This is a genomic window from Flavobacterium sp. GNP011, from assembly GCF_056428925.1.
Genome location: NZ_JBWJVJ010000020.1, coordinates 1 through 23939, shown reverse-complemented (window position 1 = coordinate 23939; position 23939 = coordinate 1). Strand labels below are relative to the sequence as shown.

The window sequence follows — 23939 nt, the reverse complement described above, 5'->3', positions numbered from 1 at the left end:
CGAGTGACAGAAAACCGAAAATAAAAACAAAAAATATGAAGAAAATAATATTAATAATTTGCTTATCACTTTTTGGAACTCAAAATTTATTAAGTCAAACTGATAAAGAAAATGCTTTAAAAAAAGCAAAAGAAGGAATAAAATTAATGGACGAAGGAAAATTTGATGAAAGTATAAAGTTTTTAGAAGAAGCAGAGAAACTTGATTCAGAAAAATTTAATTATCCTTATGAAAAAGCATATGCATATTATCTTAAAAAAGATTATGAAAAATCAATAAAGATACTAGAAACAGTGATGGAGCATAAAAATGTTATGCCAGAACTATTTCAACTAATGGGAAATAGTTATGATATTTTGGAAAAACCAGAAAAAGCATTTGAAGTGTATGATGCAGGTTTAAAGAAATTTCCGAACGCAGGATTGTTATATCTTGAAAAAGGGAATGTCTATTGGAACAAAAAAAATTTTAAAAAAGCATTACCATTTTATGAAAAAGGTATTGAAGTAAATCCTATGTTTGCTTCAAATTATTTCAGAGCAACAAAAATATATTGTAATTCAAGTGACGAAGTTTGGGGAATGATTTACGGAGAAATTTTCATAAATCTTGAAAGAAATACTAAAAGAACTTATGAAATCAGCAAACTATTATTTGACACATATAAAAGTGAAATAAATTTTGCTTCTGAAACTAAATCAGAAGTTAGCTTTTCAAAAAACACGATTATAAACGTTAATGATGTTGGAAAAGATAAAAAATTCAAAATTCCATTCTCAATGGTTTATGAGCCAATATTATTAATGTCAATTGTTAATCAAAAATCAATTGACCTAAATTCACTTAATAATATTCGACAATCTTTTCTAAAAAACTATTCTACTTTTGGACATAATAAAACTAACCCAAACGTATTATTTGACTATCAAAATAAAATATCAGAAAGCGGAAATTTTGAAGCATATAATTATTGGATTTTATCAAACGGAGATAAAGAAAATTTTGATAAATGGATGGAATTAAACAAAGAGAAATGGGATAAGTTTGTAAAATGGTTTTCAGACAACAAAATAAAGATTGACAATTCAAATAAATTCTTTAGAAGTGAAAACTAATTTAAAAAAGCGATCACACAACAGGAATTTGGAAAGGTCGCTTATTTTGTAGTAAATTACCCTTATTTCTCGCAAGAAGTTTTATCTTTGTTAAGAAACAATCCGTTCTGAAGTTCGCAACCTTGCCAAGCGCCGGAATGTTATGGGTTATTGCACCTAAAAAGACGTTTAGAATTAATACTAAAATAATTATAATAGAAATGAAAAAAATAATCACTCTTCTTTTGGCATTTATGTCCATTAACTTAATTTATGCACAAACTAACATATTTCCAACAACAGGAAAAGTAGGTATAGGAACTTTAAAACCTAATTCAAGATTAGAAGTTGGTGTAAGTCACGACTATAATCAAGATGAAGAAATGCGGATTGGCTCCTATTATAATGACAAATTTTATGGAATTGGCATGAATTATCGAATAGATGCATATGGAGGTCCGTCAAATAATATTATTGATTATTCGGGAGGTACAAGATATACTGCAATCTCTCTAGTAGGTAATAAAGTCGGCATAGGGACTGCTAATCCAAATTCAAGATTAGAAGTTGGTGTAAGTCACGACTATAATCAAGATGAAGAAATGCGGATTGGCTCCTATTATAATGACAAATTTTATGGAATTGGTATGAATTACCGAATAGATGCATATGGAGGTCCGTCAAATCATATTATTGATTATTCGGGAGGTACAAGATATAATGCAATCTCTCTAGTAGGTAATAAAGTCGGGATAGGGACTGCTAATCCAAATTATGAACTTGATGTAATTGGAACTATTAGAGCACGAGAAATTAAGGTAGATTTAAAAGGTGCAGATTTTGTTTTTGAAAACACTTATAAATTAATGCCATTAAATGAACTAGATAAATTTGTAAAAAATAAAAAGCATTTACCGGAAATTGCACCCGCAAATGAAATGGAGAAAAACGGAACTGATTTAGGCGTTTTGACATCTAAGTTATTACAAAAAATTGAAGAGTTAACTTTATATACAATTCAACAAAATAAAAAAAATGAGAAGCAAGAAGAAGAATTAAAAATACTGAAGGCTAAAATTGAAAAATTGGAGTCTAATAAAAGATGAGGATTATTAAGTTATAACACATACCACATGTAGCTGTTGCCTAACTCTCTTAAAAAAGTAAAATTTCAAGATAAGTATAAAAAACAACCTCGTTTAAGGATATTTAAGCGAGGTTTATTTTTTGTTTTCTATGAAGAGTCAATATCCATAGAATTTTTTTCAAAAAACATTTTGGGTATTTGGCTGGATTAGACTTAATTAAAAGTTGATTATGATTTTGGAAATTTCCTGATTAACCATATTTAAATCTTAATTTAGTATTCAATATTGCCTAGAATTTTAATATCAAACTGTTTTGAACACCCTGAAAGCTCTCTTAGAAGATTATATTTAAATTTTATAAGAAAATACACTGAATAAAAACACAAGTGTAGTTTTTAGACAAACGGATCATAATAGCCATTTAAGCGCCCCAAAATAATGAAAGAATATTTTATTTTACAATTCAAAATGCTAAACCGTCAATTAAGGGAATGGGGTATTGAACCTTTAATTGGGTATGTTGTTGGTTTTTTTACTTTTATTGTTATTTCGCTTGGATTATTTAAAAAAACTCAATTTGCTGAATACATTTATATTGTCTCGGCTTTAAGTTTAGTTATAAGATTGAATGAAATAAATAGGAATGAATTTTTGAAGCTTTGTTATTCTAAAACGAAGTATATTAAAATAAGAATAATAGAAAACCTAATGGTTTCAATCGTATTTATTTCCTTTTTGTTATATCAAGAAAAGTATTTGAGTTCAGTTGTACTTTTTATTTCGGTCTGTCTTTTTTCACTACTAGATTTAAAAAACAAATCTAGTTTTATAGTACCAACTCCTTTTTATAAGTATCCGTTTGAGTTTACAGTGGGTTTTAGGTCAAATTATTTTCTCTATTTCTTTGCTTATTTTTTGACATTTATGTCGGTCAGTGTTGGGAATTTTAACTTAGGTATTTTTTCATTAATCATAGCTTTAGTTTCGTGCCTTAATTATTATACTAATTCAGAAGATGAATTTTATGTCTGGGTATTTTCATTGACTCCAAAAGAATTTATAAGGTATAAGTTAAAAAACATAATCCTATATTCAACCATTTTGTGCTTACCCATAATTGTACTTTTATCTCTATTTTTCTACACTAGAATAGATATAATACTGGGTTTTCAATTTTTGGGATATTTATTTATTTTCACAACTATGTTAGCAAAATATTCTGTCTTTCCTGAAAAATTAAATATTAAGTTTGGAATTGCATTAGCAATAACATTGTGGCTTCCGCCATTATTATTGCTTATTATTCCTTATTTATACATCCAGTCAACGAAAAAAATAAAAGAAATATTACAATGATTAGTATTAAAAATCTATCAAAATCATACGGTCAAAAAGTAGTTTTAGAGAATATTAACTTAAACTTTGAAAAAGGAAAAGTTTACGGAATTGTTGGCGAAAATGGAGCAGGAAAAACTACATTGTTCAAATGTATTGCTGGATTAGAAAACTACTATGGAACAATCAATTGTGAATATGGAAAACCAAAAGATTTTTTAGGCTATTTACAAACAGAACCTTTCTTTTTTTCAAAAATAACTGGTAATGAGTATATTCAATTTTTATGTAACGCTAGAAATGTTACCAACACTAATGTAAAAGAAAAAAATGTATTTGATTTACCATTGAATGAATATGCGGTAAAATACTCCACGGGAATGAAAAAAAAACTCGCCTTTACAGCAATATTATTACAAGAAAACAAATTTTTTATTTTAGACGAGCCATTTAATGGTGTTGATATTCATAGTAATATCATAATTACTGAAATAATTCATAAATTGAAAGAAATTGGAAAATCAATTCTAATTTCTTCTCATATTTTCTCCACACTCAACGACACTTGTGATGAAATATTTTTATTAAAAAATGGACAAATAATAAAGAGAGTGCTTAAAGAAGAGTTTAGTAGTTTAGAGAGTGAAATGAAAGCTTTTACCATCGGAAATAAAATAGACAAGTTAAACCTTAAATAAAAAAAGTCCGGTAACAGAAGCAACTGTTTTGGACAAATTGGCTTAATTAAAAGTTAATTTTATATTTGAGTTGATTTACTTTGTTATTTAGCTGTAGACTAAACTTTAAAAGAATGTTTTTATTAATCCATCAATAAACAACTACATGATAAAGTCCATAAAAACAATTGTTCTATTCCTGCTTTTTATTTGTCATGTTTCGTGTACACAAAATCAATTGGAAGGGAAAATAACAAAAGTCAATCCCAATGATCTTAAGGCTACCACCACACACGGACCTGTAGGTATTACTAGAAATATCATTCAGGATAAAAAAGGGATGATGTGGATGGCATCGTTTCGTGGTGTTTATAAATATGATGGAACGTTTTTTACTAACATGACAAAATCCTTAACGTCATCACGTTTTTATTCTATTTTAGAGGATACAAAAGGGAATTTATGGTTTGGTACCGTTGGCGCAGATGCTTCGGGAGTGTATCGGTATGACGGAAAATCTTTCGAAAATTTTACAACTGCGCAAGGACTTCTTAATAATGAAGTGAGTAGTATTTATGAGGATACAAACGGTACGTTCTGGTTTGGCGTTTCGGGTGGGTTTAGTTTTTTTGATGGTAGCTCTTTTCAAAATTTTATCATAGACGAAAACGGAATTCATGAAGACAAAACTGGAAAAATATTTATAAATAGGCAATCTTTTAAGCATACCGTCAATTCTATTTTGAAAGATGATAAAGGTATTTTATGGATTGCCACAGGGGACAAAACGTACCAATACAATCAACAAAAAGTGATTGTAATGACTCATGACCAGACACCTTTTTATAACGCTCGTCTTCTTATGAAAGATACAAACGGATCTATATGGCTGGGTGGTAACCACGGTTTATGGCGTTACAAGAACCAAGCTTTTAGTAATTTTTCTAAAACTATCGTGTCTAGTATGCTCGAAGATTCTAGCGGAGCTATATGGTTAGGCGCCGCAAAAAATGGAGTGACACCCAAATGGGATCTTTCTCAATTGCGTTCAAATGCTGTACGTACTGAATATTCCAAAGGAGTCACAATTCCCAATTTACCAATGATTTTTGGACTCAGTGCATCAAGTGATGGGAATATTTGGTTAGCAACATTTGATGGTGTTTTTCGCTATGATGGTAAAACAATGAAGAGTTTTAATAAAATATAATGGTATAAAATGGTACTATTTTCTTAAAACAACATTCTTGAATTTTATGGAAGCAAACCGTAGCTAATAAACAAACGAGAAAAAATAAATCATTGTCATGGATCGTCTCAAATTAATATTGCTTTTATTTTCAGTTTTCACCTTCTTCACATCAATTGCTTGGCTTGGTCGAAATATAAGTTTCTACTTTGTTAATAAAGACATGTACCACCAGGAGCAGAATTATATTAAAAAGTATGTATTAATTTATTCAACATTTACCGTAGTTAAAAGTGGCTCTAAAAGTAGCAACGAGTATGTTTATAATTATGGATTGTCTAAAACTTATGATAATTATAGAACTGTTTTCGACTTAAACGTGCCAGATGGGAGCGCAGTAGTAGAAAAAAAGATGCATGTAGAAGCATTTGAAAATCCATTAAACAGTAATCAATATTTTTATTACGCTTGGATTCATAAACAAAAGGGGATAGGTTATATTTGTAATGAAAACGAGAAAACAATCAAATACAATTGGATTTATTTGCATCAATTGCTTGAATTTCAAGTAAATTTATTGGTGCTAATTTTTTCAATCATTGTTTTTTATTGGCTGGAAGTCTATAAGATTTTCAAAAAATGCACTTGAAGCAAATTACTTTTTATTAACAAATAAGAGCTTATGAGAAATTTTTTCTTAATACTATTGTTTCTATTCTCTGGCTCAGCCTTTGCTTGTTCTTGTGCTATGCCTTCATTTATAGACAAGTATATCAAATTAGACTTTGTTGCTAAAATTAAAATAATTAAAAATTATAAAAATGAAAGCGAAGAACTTGAATTATATCGTGCGGACATTGAAATTAGCGAGGTGTATAAAGGTGAAGTTCTAGAATCTATTTTTGTTTTAGGGAGAAATGACCAATATATAGGCAGCTCATGTGCAATATTTATCCCTGAAAATACAGAATTAATTGTTTATGCATTCAAAGATAATGTTGGTAAATATAAAATAGGAATGTGTTCTGGATTAGTTTATTTGAATACTCCTTTTGCAAATGACAATAACCAAGAATTAGAAATGTTAGCAATTTTTAAATCAAAAAACATAGTATTTACAGATAAAACCTATTATCAAGAAAAGGGTAATAAATTATATTATGATTTGCTGCAGTTTAAAGGTGTTAAATTAAAAAAAGAGTATGGCTTTTATGAAATTGTGTTTAGTTCTGAATTGAAAATTAAGAATGTAACAGAAATCAGTGGTTTGGGTAATCGAGTAGATCGTAAACTAATAGAAATTATTAAAAAAAGCGAATGGAATAGTTATACTAAAGGCTTGAGAGATAAAGTTTCAGAGGATAGCAAACTAATTATAGGTATCGCTTATCGTCCAAAAGTGGGAGAAGATGTAAGTTACTTGAGATATTTTTAGTGTAAAATTATAGTTCATCCATTATTGCCAACATCTCATTTTCTTCATTTCTAAATCAACGAATCTCCTAATTCCCTTTTTAAAATTATTTTCGTAAATTTGCCATTCAATAAAAATTAAACAACAATGGAAAACGGAATATATGCTAAATTCAACACCACAAAAGGTGCTATTTTAGTAAAACTTACACACGATTTAACACCAGGAACTGTAGGTAACTTTGTAGCACTAGCCGAAGGAAACCTTGAAAACAAAGTAAAACCTCAAGGAGTTAAGTTTTATGACGGTTTGAAATTTCATAGAGTAATTCCTGATTTTATGATTCAAGGTGGTTGTCCACAAGGAACAGGAACAGGAGATCCAGGCTACAAATTTGATGATGAATTTCACCCAAGTTTAAAGCACAACCGTCCGGGAGTTTTGGCAATGGCTAATTCAGGTCCAGGTACAAATGGTTCTCAGTTTTACATTACACACGTTCCTACAGATTGGTTGGATAACAAGCATACTGTTTTTGGACACGTTGTTGAAGGTCAAGATATTGTTGATGCTGTGGCTCAAGGTGATGTATTAGAATCTTTAGAAATCATAAGAGAAGGTGAAGAGGCTAAAAACTGGAACGCAATTGAGGCTTTTATCACTTTTAAAGGGGCTAGAAACAAGCGTGACGCTGCCTTAAAAGCAGAGGCTGAAGCAGCTATGGAAAAATTAGCAGCTGGATTTGAAAAAACTGAAAGCGGATTGCGTTACCAATTCATTCAAAGAGGTGAAGGTAAAAAAGCAGAAAGCGGTAAAACTGTTTCGGTACACTATGAAGGTTCACTAGAAAACGGAAAAGTTTTTGATTCATCATACCCAAGAAAAAAACCAATCGAATTTAGATTGGGTCAAGGTCAAGTAATCGAAGGATGGGACGAAGGTATTGCACTTTTAAAAGTAGGTGACAAAGCTCGTTTTGTAATTCCATCTGATTTAGGATACGGTCCAAGAGGAGCTGGAGGAGTAATTCCGCCAAATGCTACTCTTATTTTTGATGTAGAATTAATGGATGTAAAATAAGCGTTAGCTTAACTTGCATACTTTATTTATCCCATTAGCCTTTGCGGCTAATGGGATTTTTTTTAGGAATATTATAGAAGATTTGCTTAAAAAAATGCGGTACAAAAAGCAATTTACTTTTTGTACCGCAACTATTGGAAATGCAAACAAAGATCTATTTAATTCGTTTTATCTAATCCTAATGCTTTTATTATTTTGCTGTAAATTTCGTTGTTTTCATACACACCTGTGAAGAGTTGTGATTGTGGTCCATATGCAAAAACAGGAATCATGGTTGCTGTATGATCAAATGATGTAAAATCACCTTCAATTACTTTGTCTTTCAAATTTCCGTCAGGAATACTAAATCCAGAAGTTTCATGATCTGCAGTAATAATTACTAAGGTATTAGCTGTAGCATCAGCAAATTTAATTGCTTCTGTAATAGCTTTATCAAAATCAATACCTTCTGCAACAATTCCTCCTACATTGTTATGATGACCATATGAATCTATTTGAGCTCCTTCGACCATGATAAAGAAAGGTTTGTTTTTCTTTTGTAAAAACGAAAGACCATTTTTTGTTGCCTTTGCTAATACGTCGTCTCGACCTTTTATAACTCCATTTACGCCACCTTCAGCGAGAAAGAAACCAATGCGTTGACTTGTGACGTTTGCAATATCATCTACTTTTTGTGGTAATGTAAATGCTTTTTCTAAAGCGTTTTTATCAAAATATTTACCGCCGCCACCTACAAATAAAGATAAGTTGCTTTTTAAAAGATCAGCGGCTAGCTCATTATCCATTCCTCTATCTTTTTGATGTGCGTAAAAAGCAGCAGGTGTTGCACCAATTATTTCATCTGTGGTAATGCAGCCCGTGTTAAAACCTTTTTTGGATAAAAATTCAGTAATATTTGGAATGAAATTTTGATTAGCATCCAATCCTATCGCACGATTATAGGTTTTTTGACCTGTAGAGAAAGCAGTAGCACCAGCAGCAGAATCGGTGGTAAAGTCATCAGATGATTGTGTTTTTATAAATCCAATAGATTGCAATTGTGTCAAAGTTAGCTTTCCACCATTGGCTAAAACAGCAGAAGAGATTTGAGATAATCCATTACCATCTCCAATTAGCAAAATAACATTTTTTACTTCGGTATTTTTTTTATCCGAAGCAAAAGTTGGGGTATATATTTCTGAAATTTGAGTGTTATGAAAAACTCTTTCTGATAGGGATCGAATATATTTTGAAGACTCATAGGGTAAATCTGTATTTATAATGTCTACCCCTAAATCGATAAAGGTTTTCCATGCTCTTTTGTAATCTGGAGTTCCCCAAAAACGAAATGGTTTACCATGACTATGAGCTTTGTTTACAAGATTTTGTACAAGATTACATTCTTCAATTGGCAATTTGCCTTTTCCGCTCCAATCGGATATTTTTTTAAAATTACTGCTTATCAAAGCTACTTTTTCCCATTGTTTTGCCGTTAATTGATTCTCTTTTTGGTAATCAAACTTAATATATTCTGGATAACTGTTGTATTTTTCTACTTCAGGTTGGTTGCCAGAAATGACAAAACTGATGTTCTTATTTTGAATTAATTTAGGGTGTTTTTGTAGCAACTTTACAATTTTGTCCAGAGTGGTATTGGCCTCAGATTTTATGTCAATAAGTAATTGAAAGTTGTACAGATGCCCTAGTTGTAGATCAATTGCTTGCTCTAAAGGAAGTAAATAAAGGCTTTCTAATGTTCTTTCTTTTTTAATTTTGGTAGGTTCATGACAAACATATAAGATGTCGTCTTTGAGAAAAACATCCACTTCAATTGAATTTAAATCATTATTGAGGGCGTTCCAAAACGGAATGTTTTGTTCATAGTCATTATGGGAATGAATCGTGATGTTTTTCTTTGATTGTGCTACTGCAACAAAGTGAATGATGATAAAGGATAAAAAAAATAGCCTATTTTTTTTGTACATAGTTTTAGTTTTTTTTCAATTGAGTAGTGTTGATGTTTAAAGCTTGCATCATCTTGTGATAAATCTCGTTGTTTTCATAAATGCCAGAAAAGAGTTCTTCTGATTTTCCTTTTGCAAAAACAGGAACAAGAATTGTGGTGTGTTGATTGGAACTAAAGTTAACTGCTACTTTCGATGGGACTTCTTCGTCTTTTCCTGTGATTGGATTTTTTTCATAAAATTTATCCAAACTTACCCCACCTGTTTCGTGATCAGCGGTAATAACTAATAAAGTATTGGGATGTTTTTTGATGTATTGTAAAACCACACCTATGGTTTTGTCAAAATCCAAAACTTCTTGTACCATCAAATCAGCATTTTTATCATGGCCGCCCCAATCAATATAAGACCCCTCGACCATCAAGAAAAAAGGTTTGTTTTGGGCATCAAGATAATCCAAACTCAATTGTGTAGCTTCTTGCAAATAAGCTTTTCTGCCTTCAACTTTTGATGGAATTCCATCATCGGCCAGGAGATAGCCATTTTTTTTAGAGGGATCAAATGGTTCTTGCTGGGTATGAATTTTGTAATTTTTGATTTCCAATTCTTTAATCAAATCCCTGCCATCTTTTCTTTTGGTAAAAAATTTAAGTCCACCACCAGAGAAGAAATCAACTTTTTCATTTAATAAGTGCAAAGCGATATTATCATTAGCATCTCTATCATTTTCGTGGGCATAAAAACTAGCAGGTGTAGCGTGGGTAATAGCTGTTAAAGATACCAATCCTGTTTTATATCCACGATTGGACAAGGTTTCTAAAATTGTTTCCGCCTTAAGGGTGTCTTTTGTCAGGCCAATGGCTCTTTTGAATGTTTTTTGTCCAATAGAAAAAGCGGTTGCACCAGCAGCCGAATCTGTAATTTTGTGCGAAGTACAAGACGTTTTACTCAATCCCAAGGTTTTAAACTGGCTAAAATTAGGGACGGTATCGTTGAAGTAAAACGCTGATGAAACCTGAGCTAAACCCATTCCATCACCTATCATAAAAATGATACTTAATGGTTCTTTGTCTTTTTTATGTTTTTTTTGAGCCATTAAAGGATGACTCAATAGGAGTGTTAAAATTGTTGCTGCAAAGGCATATAAAGTCGAAAGCGTGTTTTTCATTGTTTAATTTTTACAAAAAAACTATTCTGCTTTATGTAGGCAGAATAGTTCTTGTTAGGATTTTTTATTTAAAAGTTAATACCCATCATTTTGTTTTAGGTATCCTGGTTCTGACGAAGCACCATCAATAGCGCTTTGCGGAATTGGGAACAAGCGTTTTTTGACATCAGTATCTGTTTTTTCTGTCCAAGTACCTTCATATTTGCCAAAACGAATCATGTCTGTACGACGTAACATTTCCCAGTAAAATTCAAATCCTCTTTCTCTGTAAAGGATGTCCAGTGAAATACTAGTTAGTGCTGGAGGGGTTAATCCAGCTCTAGCTGTTCTTGAGGCTCTTACTGTATTTAGGTCAGCCAAAGCTCCTCCAATGTCATTGTTTTTTCTCAATTTTGCTTCGGCTCTCATCAAATAAACATCGGCTAAACGCAATAAAGAAATATCAGCGTCGCCTCTGTTTCTTCCTGTATCTGATTTTTTAGAAAATTCATATTTCAAAACTCTGTAACCGTTACTATAACCGCTTCCTGTTGTGGTGAAATCAACATTTAAAGTGTGATTTACTAATCTTTTTTTATCTGATCGTGTAATGTTTCTTAGTTTACTAATTCTGTAGCCAATTCCATCAGCACATCGTTGAAATGGTTGTCCTTTGGCAGTGGTAATCAAACCATATTGTTGACCTCCTAAAATTCCTCTGTTTATTTTGAATTGGCTTGCTGTTAAGCAAGAATCAGCTGGGATAACTAGATTTTTTTTAAAGAAACGGGCATCTACAGTAGCTGGATCAGTTGTTCCATATGCATTGGTCCAAGTATTGTAATAGTCTGGTGTAATGGCGGGACCATCTGTACCGTTGGCGTTCACATAGGCAGGTAAAGGAAACATGTCCCCTGATAGAGAAAAATAAGCCAAACGATTGTGTCCATTTAATTCGGCGCGTTGGTCAACAGCAAAAATTAGTTCTTTGTTGGTATGGTTTTCATCATCAAAAATAGCAAAGTATTCAGGTGAGAGTTGGTGTTGTCCAGATTGAGTGATTTTGTTTGTGTATTCAATCACTTTGTCCATATCCTCTGATTTAAAATCAAAAGTAGTTGCATATGGATTGCGGTAAACAGCTGCATTAAGGTACAAACGAGCCAATAATCCCCAAACGGTTGCTTGTGTTATTCTACCTGGTCCTGTTGTTGTTGCTACTTGATTCTCAATTCCTACTAACTCGTTTTTTATATAATCTACAGCTTCGCTGCCACGAACTATTTTAGAATTAGTAGTTAGGTCTTCTTTTACAAATACTAAACCGAATAGATCAAGAGCTAGCATAGAATAATAGGCTCTTATTCCTTTTGCTTCAGCCAAATAAAGACTTGCTTTTGTGTTTTTAGTTTGCATAGCAGTTAGTTCACTCACAGCTGCATTTGATCTTGCAATTCCTTTTGTAATAGCATCCCAAGTTTCTTTTACAGGCACGTGTGAGCTGGTTAGTGTATGACGATGTAGGTCGATATAAATTCCATTGTCTCCCCAATCAGTCCCACCACGATACGGCAATATAGCTTCGTCTGTTGATATTTCTTGAAGGGCAAAATATCTGGTATGCAAAAATAAGTCAGCCATTACTGCATAAGCTGGAACAATAATTGCTTCGGCAGCCAATGCTTCTGGAACACTTCCGTTTAAGGATTCATCTAGAATTTGTTCATCAAGGTCACTACATCCTACTTGAAAAAGGATCAGTGAGCAAAGTGCTAATTTTATAAATCTATTTTTCATTGTAATTTTTTTAAGGTTATTTCGAAGTCATATTGTATTTGACTTTTGTTAAAATAATTTTGAGGGAATTAAAGAGAAACATTTAATCCTAAAAGAATAGTTCTTGCTTTTGGATAACTCAAATAATCAATCCCATAAGAAGAGATTCCATCTGAGCTTCTGTCCGTGTTTACCTCGGGATCAAAGCCATCATATTTGGTAATCACGAATAAGTTTTGTCCTGTTATTGAAAATCGCATTGTTTTTACCCAATTAGATAGACCGATGGCCTTCATATCAAAGTTATATCCTAATGATAAATTATTTAATCTTAGGTAAGCTCCGTCTTTTAAATAACGCGTAGAAACAGAGGCTGGATTGGTATTTGATTCTTTAGGATACTCTGTAGATGCAGCTGTAGTATTTACTGATTTAACTAATTTTGCTCTATAAAAATTAGAGTTGGCTGTATTATCATATATTTTGTTTCCAGAAACACCATTAAAGTTAAAGCTCAAATCAAAACCTTTGTATCCTAGATTTCCATAGAAGTTATATAATTTGTCAGGTAAAGCAGTCCCCGCAATGATTCTATCGGAGTCATTTACAATTCCATCATTATTCGTGTCTCTGTATTTACTTAATCCTGTGGTTTCGTCAATGCCTATGAATTCTTTTAGAAAGAAAGTACCAATGGGTTGTCCGCTCATGTAACCATTTATGGCAGCAGAAGACAAACCACTACCCGAAGCAGTTCCAGTTGTAAGAATAGTGTAAGGAAGATTTTTGATTTTATTGTCAATGAAACTCATATTTCCGCCGATTCCTATAGAAAGGCCGTTTTCGAATTTATGTTTATAGTCAAGAGCTACTTCCAATCCTTTATTGGTAACAGTCATATCTTCAACATTTGTCCAATACGTGGTTGCTGGCTTAATAGGGTCTGCAGGAACAACTTTCATTAATATTTTGCTAGTTTCTTTATTGAAATAATCTATAGTTCCTGTTAAGGAATTATCAAAAAGTCCAAAATCCAAACCAAAATTAGATTGTGTAGAAACTTCCCATTGGATATTAGGATTGGCTAAACGAGCATAGGTAGCACCTCCATAGTAAGTAGTAGAAGGATCTAATGGATAGCTGGTGCCCGCAGATACCGACACTGTTGAAGAACTTTGAGTGATTTTTGAAGGGATTTCTTGATTACCTGTTTGTCCCCAACCAGCTCTTAGTTTCAGGTTGCTAAAAGGAGTCTCTTTTATGAATTCTTCTTCTGAGATCACCCAACCTGCTGCAAATGAGGGAAAGTATCCATATTTGTTATTGTCACCAAATTTTGATGAACCATCAGCTCGAAAAGTAGCAGTTAACAAATATTTTTGATTGTAATTATATCCAATTCTACCAAAATAGGACTGTAATTCGTTAATAGTGGCAGAACCTCCGGGACGATTATTAGTAAATGTTAAATCTTGTCCTAAACCAGGATTATAAACAGGTTCAATTCCGTTATCAGTAAATTTATTAATGCTCCAATTTCGTGTTTGGATGTAATTTTTTTGATACGAATGACCAGCCATTGCTGATACATTATGATTTCCAAAATCCTTAGTGTAGGTTAAGTAATTTTCAATCAAACGATTGTTGTTTTTAAAATAGTAAGCGTCCAATCGGCCTTCTTTGAATGGAATTGTACTTGGCATATTTTGAATGTCTTGGTCAGCGTTCGACCTATCAATACCAAAATTTAATTTGTAAGTAAGACCTTTTATGATTTCGTAAGATGGCGAAATGTTTGCTATGATACGATTGGTCTCAGTTTTATCACTATAGAGTTTTAATGTAATTAGTGGATTTTCTAAATCGGAAAATACTGTAGGATTACCAGCTAAATTTCTAGCAGAATAAGTAGGGTTTAAACTTATTGCGCTACCTAGTAATGTTTCAATATTTGGTCGGTCAGAAAGGGAATTAGTTACGTTTAAATTATAATCAATTTTCAATTTTCCATTTAGGGCTTTTTGTGTTAAGTTGATTCTACCTGTAACACGCTTTAAATTATTATTTCTGATAATTCCTTCTTGGTTTAGGGCTCCAATAGAGGCGTAATAAGTTAGGTTATCAGTGCCACCATTCATAATGAAATTATGATTTTGCGTAATAGCCAAACGAGTAATTTCCTTCTGCCAATTCGTATTTCCCCCCAAATCAGTTAAAGTTCCGCCCAAGGATGCTACTTGTTTTCTAAATTCATCGGCACCAAATACAGGCAATTCTCTGGCAATAGTTGAGCTAGCCATACTAGTGGAGAATGAAATTTGTGATTTACCTGATTTCCCTCGTTTTGTAGTGACAATAACTACTCCATTGGCTCCTCTAGAACCATAAATTGCAGTTGCTGAAGCATCTTTCAAGACGTCAATAGACTCAATGTCGTCTGCATTGATAAAACTCAATGGATTAGTTGCGCCACCTGTAGTAGAGTTATCAATAGCAAAACCATCAATCACAAACAATGGAGAGTTCCCTGTTCTAATCCCTCCTTGACCACGAATACTTATTGTTTGATTACTTCCAGGTTCTCCACTAGCTGAAGTAATATTTACCCCCGAAACTTTTCCTTGAATCAATTGCTCAGGTGAAGTTACGATACCCTTATTAAATTCTTCGTTTTTCACAGAGGTAACCGCACCTGTAATATCCTTCTTTTTAGCAGTTCCATAACCGATAACGACCACATCTTTTAGTTGATTATCATCAGACTTTAATATTATTTTTAAGTCAGCTTTATCAGCAATCAGTTTTTGTTGGTTTTTCATGCCTAAATAACTAAACTCAATCACTTCACCTATAGAAGCTTCTATTGAAAAATGCCCATCAAAATCTGAGGTAACTGCATTTTTTTTTGCTTTTACTGTAATATTTACCCCCGCTAAAGGAAAGTTGGATTCATCTAATACAACACCTTTTACTTTATTTTGTGACCACGAAGTAGTACAAAAAATCATAAAAAATGCAACTAACAAATAATTAATTTTCTTCATTTCAGCTTTTTTTAAATTTGAAGCAAAGAAAATGGATCATCATTAAATTAACATGAATGTCAAGTTATCTTATTTTAATGTTGTTTAAATGATTTTGTATTGATATTTGGTCTCATTTTTAACAGTATTTGATAAAATATATAATTAGATGAAGTGTTAATTATACAATTAATATTTTTTTATAGAAAAAAAGGATTTGTCGTAAATAATCAATGTCGTTTTTAAAATTAACAATACATTAAGGAATTTAGTGATTTATGTTTTTTGTGTTAAATTGTTAAATATGCAACCTTATTTCTTTGAATTTTATTTGAATCTAAACTATTGAGAATGAAATAAAAAAGAATTGCAAATGTTTTTTAAAAGGAAAAATTTATCCATAAAAGAATTTAACTTTCTGTTATAATTAATTTTTTCATTAATAATCAAAGATTGATATCGCATTTATTGTCGTAAATTTTTGCCTCAATAAAAACAACTTACTATACAAAATGGATTATACGCTAAATTCAATACTACAAAAGGTGCTATTTTAGTAAAACTCACACACGATTTAACACCAGTAATAAATGGTTCTCAGTTTTACATCACACACGTTCCTACATATAGGTCAGATAACAAGCGCACTGTTTTTGGACATGTAGTAAAAGTAGGTGACAAATCTCGTTTTGTAATTCCATCGGATTTAGGATACGGTCCAAGAGGAGCTGGAGGAGTGATTCCACTTAATGCTAGTATTATTTTGATGTAGAATTAATGGATAAAATAATCCACTCTCATACTAAACTAACACACTCCCTAAATGCATTTGTTAGGAGTTTTTTTGTAATATTGATTATCTAAAAAAAACAAGTGCAATGAATATAGAACACAATACATCCTTGTCATGGGAAGAGTTTGAAAGAGTAGAAATGCGTGTGGGTACCATTTTAGAGGTTCATGATTTTCCCGAAGCCCGAAAACCAGCCTATCAATTGATAATGGATTTTGGGACTGAAATAGGAATTAAAAAATCGTCTGCACAAATCACTAAGCGATACCAAAAAGAAGATTTATTACACCGACAAATTGTTGCTGTTGTCAATTTTCCAAAAAAACAAATTGGCAAGTTTTTTAGCGAATGTTTAGTGTTAGGATCTGTAGGATCTGAGGGCGATATTGTTTTGCTCGCACCAGATTTTAAGGTTGAAAACGGATTGCGAATAGGTTAATTTATTCTTTAAATGAAGATTGAATTTTAGCATCAAGTGTTTCATACTTATTGTGAATGGCTAATATGATTACTCCAAACAATACCGCCGAGACAATCAGAATCGTGTTTAAAAAACCCTCGGTGCCAAAAGAAAGTTTTATCAATATCGTTGAAATGATAAAGCCAGAATTGCGAATTACTTTACTAAATTTATCAGATAAGAAAAATGAAAACAACAATAGTAATACCTCAATTAAAATTAAGATGGTGAAAAAATCATCAAAGAAAATTTTATTGATGTCTTTCATTTTTGTTACAATTTCTGCAATCGAAAAGAAATTTTCATAAATCCAATGTCCCAAGCTGTAAATGGATAAACTTAAAAAGACAGGAATTAGAATGATAGCAAAAATGTTCTTTAATTTGATAAACGAAGCAATTGCTGTAGTTTTTTGAATTTTAGACTGGTTGATCTCATTCTCCTTACTTAATTTGTAAAAGAAAAAAAGCAATAAAAAAAGCATTATGGTAGCTAGTATATCTAGTGTAAAATTTACATTAGCAACAGAGTCAAACCAGTTGTCCTTAAAGTCAAGTTTAGTCAAATCTTTAAAGATGCGTCTGATAATTATAAGCGTAATGATTTCATATTGTTTACCAATGTATATAGTGGTAGATTTTGGTAAATAGTAGATTAAAAGATATACTTCATAGATCAAAATAAATGAAAATGGTGTGTAAATTGCTGCTATAGGATTACTCAATAACTTAGAGTATTTTGGAGTATCGATCCAGCCCAGATCAATAATGACAATAATACTGAGATGTACCAAAAAAAAAATAATAGCCATGGAAACAAAAAACTTTTCGGCTCTTTTTTTAGTTTCAACAGATAGGAGTAGGCGATACAAAAATTGAAATACTGTGTTATATTGTTTCATAATACTAAGTAAGGACTAAAAGTACTGAATTAACATTTTAAAAATATTGATTTTCAATTAATTAACCTTTGTTTAAAGTGGTTTGAAATATTTAATTTTAAAATTGCTATATATTCTTTTTTAATCCCCATTCAGCCCAAGAGCCATCATAAACAGAGCAATTGTCACTTTCAATCAAAGCATACGCTAAAACGATTATGCAAGCGGTAACTCCAGATCCACAGTAAATAATTAGCGGTTTGTGTTTCAGTTTTAGAACGGTTTTAAGTTTTTCTGGTTGTAAAAAAGTAGTTTTATTAAGCACACTGGTGTAAGGAATATTTATCGCCTTTGGGATATGTCCGCTTTGTAAACCAGCTCTAGTTTCTTTGATAGTACCATTAAAACGATTTTCAATACGGGCGTCAACTACAAGATACTTTTGATCAATAATGTTTCTTTCAACTTGATTTTTAGTTTTAACCAATTCTTTTTTAAAATCAGCTTTAAAATCTCCATAGGCATATATCTCGGTTTCTGGAATGGTCTCCACAGGATAATTGTGTTTAATCCATTGTGGCAAACCACCGTCAAGCACAGCAATGTTTGTAAATCCCATAACTTTAAAGATCCACCAAGCTCTTGGGCTCGAGTATATTCCTAATTTGTCATACACTACCAAAAAACTATTTTTTGAGATACCAAGTTTACTAGCCTCTTGTTCAAATTTACTCGGACTCGGTAGGGAATTGGGTAATGGATTATTTTGATCGCTGAATGTTGTTTTTAAATCAAAAAATCGAGCGTTTGGAATTCTGAGGTTTTCAAAATCAGACAGTGCGTTAGCCTGATTTTCTTTAAGACTAGCATCTAAGATTATTAAATTGGGTAAATTTAGGTTTTTATAAAGCCATTCTACTGTTACTATTGTTGAGGTCATTTTTTCCATTTTGACAAAGAAATTAAAATTCTAGGGTTTAAAATAAAAAAAGTCCAATAACGTATAGTTTTTGGACTTTCTTGTGGGTAAGTAAGGGAACTAAAAAATTAAATATCATCAAAATCTATATCAGTAAATGTTGATGTTTGTGGTAAGCTATCGTCGTCTTGTTTCTCTAAAGCATATTCTTTTTTAAAATCTTTTTGGTGTCTTTCAGATATTACTTCTTCACCTTTGTGATTTAATACATAAGAGGTCATTTCGCCAAGAATTTCTGCAAAAGCAGTAAAATCCTCTTTGTACAAGTAGATTTTATGTTTTTTAAAGTGAAACGATCCGTCTTCTTCTGTAAATTTTTTACTTTCTGTGATGGTAATGTAATAATCATCAGCTTTTGTAGCGCGCACATCAAAGAAATAAGTTCTTCTTCCAGCTCGTAAAACTTTAGAAAATATTTCTTCTTTTTCTAACATGTCATGTTCTCTCATATTCCTTTCAGTCAATTTATGGTTGTTAACTAGCATTCAAAAATCTACAAAAAATATGTATTATACAACAATTAAAGCATTTCTTTTTCTGAAAGTTGTTTCAAATGCAAGTCGGCATAATACCCATTTTGATTTATCAATTGATTATGAGAACCTTGTTGGATAATTTGTCCATTGTCTATAATAATTATGTTGTCTGCATTTTTTGCTGATGAAATTCTATGGCTAACAATAATAGTCGTTTTGTCTTTACAAATAACATTAAGATTGTTCAAGATGGCCTCTTCGGTTTCGGTATCCACGGCAGATAGGCAATCATCAAACAATAAAATAGGCGAGTTTTTTATAATCGCACGTGCTATAGAAACGCGTTGTTTTTGACCACCTGAAAGGGTAATTCCGCGCTCTCCTAGGATTGTTTCATATTGTTTGTTGAATCCCATAATGTTGTCATGAACAACGGCACTTTTGGCGGCCGCCTGTACTTCTTGATCTGTTGCATTTTCTTTACCAAACTTGATGTTGTTTTTAATACTATCTGAGAATAAAAAAGCATCTTGAGGTACAATGCCAATACTGTTACGTAAATCAAATAAATTTAGAGTGCTAATCTCAGCTGAATCTATTGTTACCTTGCCGCCAGACACATCATACATACGAGAAATTAACGATAAAATAGTTGATTTACCAGATCCCGTTTTGCCTAAAATGGCCAATGTTTCTCCTTTTTTTACAGAAAATGAAATATTTTTTAAGGCTTGAATGTTCGTGTCTTTATAGGTATAGCTCACGTTATGAAATGCAATACTACCTTCAATAACAGATTTGTTTTGATTGTTGTTTTTAATTTCGGGTTCTATTTTAAGAAATTCATTAAGTCTTTTTTGAGATGCTTCTGCTTCTTGAACCATTGATGAAACCCAACCCAGTGAGGCAACTGGCCAAGTAAGCATGTTTACATACAAGATAAATTCAGCAATAGTTCCAATGTGTTTTATAGAGCCGTTGATGTACATGAGACCGCCAAAGTAAATTACAACTAAGTTACTTATGCCAATTAAAGCCATCATTAAGGGACCAAATAACGATTGTACTTTGGCTAGGTTTAAGCTTTTGCTTTTACTTTCCTCAGCCAGATTTAACATGTTTTGTTGGTGTTGTTGCTCTAGTGAGTAGGCTTTTATCACTCTAATTCCAGAGAAAATCTCTTGAGAGAAACTAGAAATTTTTGATAAATACTGTTGAAAAATGGTGCTTCTAGAATTTATTTCAGAGCTCAATTTAAAGATGGTATAAGATAAAATAGGCAGCGGTAATAAGGTGTACAGAGTCAAAATAGGAGACACGTTGTACATATACACAATTACTATTGTAAATCGAATTATTGTATTTATAGTGTACATGACAGCGGGACCTACATACATACGCACTTTTGAAACGTCTTCGCTAATGCGGTTCATTAAATCTCCCGTTCGGTTTTGTTTGTAAAAGTTTTGAGTCAAGTTTTCATATTGCCTGAATACTTCATTTTTTAAATCAAACTCGATGTGTCTGGACATCACAATTAGCGTTTGTCTCATCAAGAAGGTCAAAAAGCCTGCTATTATTGTAGTTGCAATAATCAGTACTATATTGGATATCAATTCGTCTTTAATAACGGATTTAGCTACTGATTTTTCTTTGGCGAAAGCCTCAATTACCATAAAAGATTGACTGATCAATTTTGGGGTAAAAAGCATGAATATTTGAGCGATAATTGTAAATACGATTCCAAGTAAAAAGCTGTATTTGTATTTAACGAAATATTTATTTAAATAACGTAATTCTTTCATTTTTTTGTAATGTATTCAAGTTTTTATAACTTTTATTGTAGCGATTAGCTGTTTTTTTAAGATTAAATCTCTGATTATCAAGTGAAAGTTATTGATAAATTGATGATTTTTTCCAGAAATGCTATTGCATATTTAAATTTTATGTAGATTTGGCTAGTCTTTTTGACAAATTCATAAATGTCTCACTATTAAAACTTACACGATGAAAGCAGATTTCACTACTGGAAAAGAACTTCAAAAAATGGATCCCGTTTTTGGTCAATTATCATTTGATGATCACGAGCAAATTGTATTTTGTAATGACAAAGATACGGGTTTAAAAGCAATTATTGGTATTCATAATTCGGTAATGGGACCCGCATTAGGTGGTACAAGGATGTTTAATTACGCTAATGAGTGGGAAGCACTTAATGATGTTTTGCGTCTTTCACGCGGTATGACTTATAAAGCAGCCATTACAGGACTTAATATAGGCGGTGGTAAAGCAGTTATAATAGGGGATGCTAAGACTCAAAAAAATCCTGCTTTAATGCGAAAATTTGGAGAGTTTGTACATTCCTTAAGTGGTCGTTATATTACAGCAGAGGATGTAGGAATGGAAACGGCAGATATGGATATTGTAAGAGATGTAACTCCTTATGTTACTGGAATTTCTGAATCTAGAGGTGGTGCTGGAAATCCATCTCCAGTTACGGCTTACGGCGTGTATTTGGGAATGAAAGCGGCTGCTAAACAGCAGTTTGGTACCGATGTATTGAGTGGTAAGAAAGTATTAGTTCAAGGTATAGGACACGTAGGAGAAACATTGGTTGACTATTTAACCAAAGAAGGAGCCATTGTTACTATTGCTGATATAAATGAAGAAAAACTAGTAGAAGTAGGAGCAAAGTATAACGCCGAAATATATAGAGGTGAAGATCTTTACACTGCTGATGTAGATATTTATGCGCCATGTGCTATGGGGGCAACTTTAAATGATAGTACCATTTCAAAATTAAAAGCAAAAGTTGTTGCTGGAGCAGCAAATAATCAACTTGCAGATGAGAATATTCATGGTGCTTTATTGCAACAAAAAGGAATTTTGTATGCACCAGATTTCTTGATTAATGCAGGTGGAATTATCAATGTTTATGCTGAATTAGCACATTATGACAAGGCTGAAATCATGCGTAAAACCGAAAATATTTATAACACTACGCTAGAAATATTTGATTATGCTATTGCAAATGGGTGTACCACACACAAGGCCGCACTTACAATTGCGCAAAATAGAATTGATCAAAGAAAATTAGAGAACAGTAAAAAGTAGTTTTTATACTCAGCTGCCAGTATTTAGTGATGTATAAATTGTCATCACTAAATACTGATTGCTTAATACTTCAAAATAAGCGATTATATATTTTATTTTAAAAAATGAAATCCTTATTTTTGCACCCTAATAAATTTAAAGTTCTTACAAGGTGGTAAATAGAAGACACATACGCGTAAAGGTCATGCAATCCATTTATGCAATGCATCAAAGCGGTTCAGATAGTTTGGAAAAAGAGGAGAAATTTCTGTATTTTAGTATTGATAGTATCCAAGATTTATACCTTATAATGCTTTCCTCACTGATTGAAATTTGTAAGACTGAAACTGTTTATTTGCATAAATCAAGCTTAAAACATTTAGCTACTCCAGAAGAACGCAATCCAAACGAAAAATTTATCAAAAATAAAATTTTTCAAATCCTATCTGATAATAATTCATTAAGCATAGCACTTGAGAATCGTAAAATTAACAATTGGTCATTAAATGATGATTATATTGTTTTGCTGCTTAACGAAATTAAATCTAGTACGATATATAATGACTACATGCAAAGTGGGATAAACACATTTGAAGAAGATCGACAATTTATTGTGGACTTATTCATGAAAGTGATTGTTCCAAATGAAAAATTGTATGATTACCTTGAAGATGATAAATTAACTTGGGTTGATGATATTCCTCTGGTTAACACACATATAATAAAGCAATTAAAAGCAATCAAGGCTGGTGAAGATGACAATTTTAGAGTTCCAAAATTGTACAAGGACAATGAAGATAGAGATTATGTAAAAGAGTTGTTTCGTAAAACAGTTTTGAACGAAAAAGATCTTGCAAAAGAATATCTTGACAAAACACCAAATTGGGACAGTGAAAGAATAGCTGAGATAGACACCATTATTTTGAAAATGGCAATTTGTGAGTTTCTAAAATTCCCATCTATACCAGTAAAAGTGACTCTGAATGAATATCTTGAAATTGCAAAAGAATATTCTACACCTAAAAGTAGTATCTTTATAAATGGGATTTTAGATAACCTAGTAAAAGAATTAAATACAAATAAAAGAATTATCAAAGCCGGTCGCGGTTTGATGTAATAAAAAAATAAAAAAAAACATGGAACAAATACAGCAGTTAATGGGTGGACAGTTACCTTTATTCTTACTAATGTTTGTTGTTATCTATTTCTTTATGATTAGACCACAACAAAAAAGAGCTAAAAATGAGAAGACATTTGAAAGCAGCTTAAAAGTGGGAGATAAAATCATTACCAAAAGTGGATTGCACGGAAAAGTTGCTGAACTAGCAGAAACTACAGTGGTAATTGAGACTATGTCTGGTAAATTAAAAATGGAGCGTTCAGCAATTTCAATGGAAATGAGCGCAGCTCTAGTTAAAAAATAAGATATTATCAAACGGTACTTAGTAAAAAAGTAAAAAATTACATTGTAATTTGGGACTTTTTGAATTTA

20 protein-coding genes and 2 pseudogenes are annotated in these 23939 nt (G+C 31.9%); 14 read left to right on the top strand and 8 right to left on the bottom strand.

What is annotated here, in order from left to right; all coding sequences use genetic code 11:
- Positions 1–35: 35 nt before the first annotated feature.
- The 8 genes from AC061E_RS14325 to AC061E_RS14290 all read left to right on the top strand — a co-directional run bounded on the left by AC061E_RS14325 (position 36) and on the right by AC061E_RS14290 (position 7877).
- Positions 36–1115 (top strand): tetratricopeptide repeat protein, encoded by a 1080-nt coding sequence (locus AC061E_RS14325; protein WP_478286855.1) that lies wholly within the window; start codon positions 36–38, stop codon positions 1113–1115.
- A gap of 200 nt (positions 1116–1315) precedes the next feature.
- The gene (locus tag AC061E_RS14320; RefSeq protein WP_478286854.1) at positions 1316–2200 is read left to right on the top strand and encodes a hypothetical protein; all 885 of its coding nucleotides are present in this window, start codon (positions 1316–1318) and stop codon (positions 2198–2200) included.
- Positions 2201–2620: 420 nt separating this feature from the next.
- On the top strand, positions 2621–3538 hold the full coding sequence (locus tag AC061E_RS14315) for an ABC transporter permease (protein WP_478286853.1): 918 nt from the start codon (positions 2621–2623) through the stop codon (positions 3536–3538).
- A complete protein-coding gene (locus AC061E_RS14310; RefSeq protein WP_478286852.1) occupies positions 3535–4215 on the top strand; it encodes an ABC transporter ATP-binding protein in 681 nt (226 codons plus the stop codon). Before AC061E_RS14315 ends, AC061E_RS14310 begins: the two co-directional genes overlap by 4 nt.
- Before the next feature lie 145 nt (positions 4216–4360).
- Entirely contained in the window at positions 4361–5404 is a 1044-nt protein-coding gene (locus AC061E_RS14305; RefSeq protein ID WP_478286851.1) for a ligand-binding sensor domain-containing protein, read from the top strand.
- Positions 5405–5501: 97 nt separating this feature from the next.
- Positions 5502–6032 (top strand): hypothetical protein, encoded by a 531-nt coding sequence (locus tag AC061E_RS14300; RefSeq protein WP_478286850.1) that lies wholly within the window; start codon positions 5502–5504, stop codon positions 6030–6032.
- A gap of 33 nt (positions 6033–6065) precedes the next feature.
- Complete coding sequence (locus AC061E_RS14295; protein WP_478286849.1) at positions 6066–6818, top strand: hypothetical protein; 753 nt, start codon at positions 6066–6068, stop codon at positions 6816–6818.
- Between the two features lie 126 nt (positions 6819–6944).
- Complete coding sequence (locus AC061E_RS14290) at positions 6945–7877, top strand: peptidylprolyl isomerase (protein ID WP_230154412.1); 933 nt, start codon at positions 6945–6947, stop codon at positions 7875–7877.
- Positions 7878–8035: 158 nt separating this feature from the next.
- Here the strand turns inward: AC061E_RS14290 and AC061E_RS14285 are convergent, their stop codons facing one another.
- The 4 genes from AC061E_RS14285 to AC061E_RS14270 form a co-directional block, all read right to left on the bottom strand.
- The gene (locus AC061E_RS14285; RefSeq protein WP_478286848.1) at positions 8036–9841 is read right to left on the bottom strand and encodes an alkaline phosphatase; all 1806 of its coding nucleotides are present in this window, start codon (positions 9839–9841) and stop codon (positions 8036–8038) included.
- 4 nt (positions 9842–9845) lie between these two features.
- The gene (locus tag AC061E_RS14280) at positions 9846–10988 is read right to left on the bottom strand and encodes an alkaline phosphatase (protein WP_478286847.1); all 1143 of its coding nucleotides are present in this window, start codon (positions 10986–10988) and stop codon (positions 9846–9848) included.
- 75 nt (positions 10989–11063) lie between these two features.
- The gene (locus AC061E_RS14275; protein ID WP_478286846.1) at positions 11064–12764 is read right to left on the bottom strand and encodes a RagB/SusD family nutrient uptake outer membrane protein; all 1701 of its coding nucleotides are present in this window, start codon (positions 12762–12764) and stop codon (positions 11064–11066) included.
- Between the two features lie 68 nt (positions 12765–12832).
- On the bottom strand, positions 12833–15787 hold the full coding sequence (locus AC061E_RS14270) for a SusC/RagA family TonB-linked outer membrane protein (protein WP_478286845.1): 2955 nt from the start codon (positions 15785–15787) through the stop codon (positions 12833–12835).
- A gap of 484 nt (positions 15788–16271) precedes the next feature.
- Between AC061E_RS14270 and AC061E_RS14265 the strand changes: the two are divergent.
- The 3 genes and pseudogenes from AC061E_RS14265 to AC061E_RS14255 all read left to right on the top strand — a co-directional run.
- Positions 16272–16376: pseudogene (locus AC061E_RS14265) on the top strand (hypothetical protein); the annotation flags it as partial.
- Positions 16377–16427: 51 nt separating this feature from the next.
- Positions 16428–16549, top strand: a pseudogene (locus tag AC061E_RS14260) (FKBP-type peptidyl-prolyl cis-trans isomerase); the annotation flags it as partial.
- 95 nt (positions 16550–16644) lie between these two features.
- The gene (locus tag AC061E_RS14255) at positions 16645–16998 is read left to right on the top strand and encodes a tRNA-binding protein (RefSeq protein WP_478286844.1); all 354 of its coding nucleotides are present in this window, start codon (positions 16645–16647) and stop codon (positions 16996–16998) included.
- 1 nt (position 16999) lies between these two features.
- Here AC061E_RS14255 and AC061E_RS14250 read toward each other — a convergent pair whose 3' ends face one another.
- The 4 genes from AC061E_RS14250 to AC061E_RS14235 all read right to left on the bottom strand — a co-directional run bounded on the left by AC061E_RS14250 (position 17000) and on the right by AC061E_RS14235 (position 21159).
- Positions 17000–17920, bottom strand: a complete 921-nt coding sequence (locus AC061E_RS14250) for a hypothetical protein (protein ID WP_478286843.1) — start codon at positions 17918–17920, stop codon at positions 17000–17002.
- 106 nt (positions 17921–18026) lie between these two features.
- Complete coding sequence (locus AC061E_RS14245; RefSeq protein WP_478286842.1) at positions 18027–18839, bottom strand: sulfurtransferase; 813 nt, start codon at positions 18837–18839, stop codon at positions 18027–18029.
- Positions 18840–18946: 107 nt separating this feature from the next.
- The gene (locus tag AC061E_RS14240; protein WP_478286841.1) at positions 18947–19327 is read right to left on the bottom strand and encodes a PUR family DNA/RNA-binding protein; all 381 of its coding nucleotides are present in this window, start codon (positions 19325–19327) and stop codon (positions 18947–18949) included.
- Positions 19328–19398: 71 nt separating this feature from the next.
- On the bottom strand, positions 19399–21159 hold the full coding sequence (locus AC061E_RS14235; protein ID WP_478286840.1) for an ABC transporter ATP-binding protein: 1761 nt from the start codon (positions 21157–21159) through the stop codon (positions 19399–19401).
- Between the two features lie 202 nt (positions 21160–21361).
- Between AC061E_RS14235 and AC061E_RS14230 the strand changes: the two genes are divergently transcribed.
- From AC061E_RS14230 to yajC, 3 genes are all read left to right on the top strand, one after another.
- Positions 21362–22468 carry a Glu/Leu/Phe/Val family dehydrogenase gene (locus AC061E_RS14230; RefSeq protein ID WP_478286839.1) on the top strand — a complete coding sequence of 369 codons (1107 nt, stop codon included), beginning with the start codon at positions 21362–21364 and terminating at the stop codon, positions 22466–22468.
- A 184-nt stretch (positions 22469–22652) separates the two neighbouring features.
- The gene (nusB, locus tag AC061E_RS14225; protein ID WP_478286838.1) at positions 22653–23564 is read left to right on the top strand and encodes a transcription antitermination factor NusB; all 912 of its coding nucleotides are present in this window, start codon (positions 22653–22655) and stop codon (positions 23562–23564) included.
- Between the two features lie 19 nt (positions 23565–23583).
- The gene (yajC, locus tag AC061E_RS14220) at positions 23584–23871 is read left to right on the top strand and encodes a preprotein translocase subunit YajC (RefSeq protein ID WP_182650948.1); all 288 of its coding nucleotides are present in this window, start codon (positions 23584–23586) and stop codon (positions 23869–23871) included.
- The last annotated feature ends 68 nt before the right edge of the window (positions 23872–23939 follow it).

Bases quoted from the DNA above. Each gene is read 5' to 3' on its own strand.
- AC061E_RS14325 (WP_478286855.1), top strand. From the start codon at position 36: ATGAAGAAAATAATATTAATAATTTGCTTATCACTTTTTGGAACTCAA.
- AC061E_RS14320 (WP_478286854.1), top strand. From the start codon at position 1,316: ATGAAAAAAATAATCACTCTTCTTTTGGCATTTATGTCCATTAACTTA.
- AC061E_RS14315 (WP_478286853.1), top strand. From the start codon at position 2,621: ATGAAAGAATATTTTATTTTACAATTCAAAATGCTAAACCGTCAATTA.
- AC061E_RS14310 (WP_478286852.1), top strand. From the start codon at position 3,535: ATGATTAGTATTAAAAATCTATCAAAATCATACGGTCAAAAAGTAGTT.
- AC061E_RS14305 (WP_478286851.1), top strand. From the start codon at position 4,361: ATGATAAAGTCCATAAAAACAATTGTTCTATTCCTGCTTTTTATTTGT.
- AC061E_RS14300 (WP_478286850.1), top strand. From the start codon at position 5,502: ATGGATCGTCTCAAATTAATATTGCTTTTATTTTCAGTTTTCACCTTC.
- AC061E_RS14295 (WP_478286849.1), top strand. From the start codon at position 6,066: ATGAGAAATTTTTTCTTAATACTATTGTTTCTATTCTCTGGCTCAGCC.
- AC061E_RS14290 (WP_230154412.1), top strand. From the start codon at position 6,945: ATGGAAAACGGAATATATGCTAAATTCAACACCACAAAAGGTGCTATT.
- AC061E_RS14285 (WP_478286848.1), bottom strand. From the start codon at position 9,841: ATGTACAAAAAAAATAGGCTATTTTTTTTATCCTTTATCATCATTCAC.
- AC061E_RS14280 (WP_478286847.1), bottom strand. From the start codon at position 10,988: ATGAAAAACACGCTTTCGACTTTATATGCCTTTGCAGCAACAATTTTA.
- AC061E_RS14275 (WP_478286846.1), bottom strand. From the start codon at position 12,764: ATGAAAAATAGATTTATAAAATTAGCACTTTGCTCACTGATCCTTTTT.
- AC061E_RS14270 (WP_478286845.1), bottom strand. From the start codon at position 15,787: ATGAAGAAAATTAATTATTTGTTAGTTGCATTTTTTATGATTTTTTGT.
- AC061E_RS14255 (WP_478286844.1), top strand. From the start codon at position 16,645: ATGAATATAGAACACAATACATCCTTGTCATGGGAAGAGTTTGAAAGA.
- AC061E_RS14250 (WP_478286843.1), bottom strand. From the start codon at position 17,920: ATGAAACAATATAACACAGTATTTCAATTTTTGTATCGCCTACTCCTA.
- AC061E_RS14245 (WP_478286842.1), bottom strand. From the start codon at position 18,839: ATGACCTCAACAATAGTAACAGTAGAATGGCTTTATAAAAACCTAAAT.
- AC061E_RS14240 (WP_478286841.1), bottom strand. From the start codon at position 19,327: ATGAGAGAACATGACATGTTAGAAAAAGAAGAAATATTTTCTAAAGTT.
- AC061E_RS14235 (WP_478286840.1), bottom strand. From the start codon at position 21,159: ATGAAAGAATTACGTTATTTAAATAAATATTTCGTTAAATACAAATAC.
- AC061E_RS14230 (WP_478286839.1), top strand. From the start codon at position 21,362: ATGAAAGCAGATTTCACTACTGGAAAAGAACTTCAAAAAATGGATCCC.
- nusB (WP_478286838.1), top strand. From the start codon at position 22,653: ATGCAATCCATTTATGCAATGCATCAAAGCGGTTCAGATAGTTTGGAA.
- yajC (WP_182650948.1), top strand. From the start codon at position 23,584: ATGGAACAAATACAGCAGTTAATGGGTGGACAGTTACCTTTATTCTTA.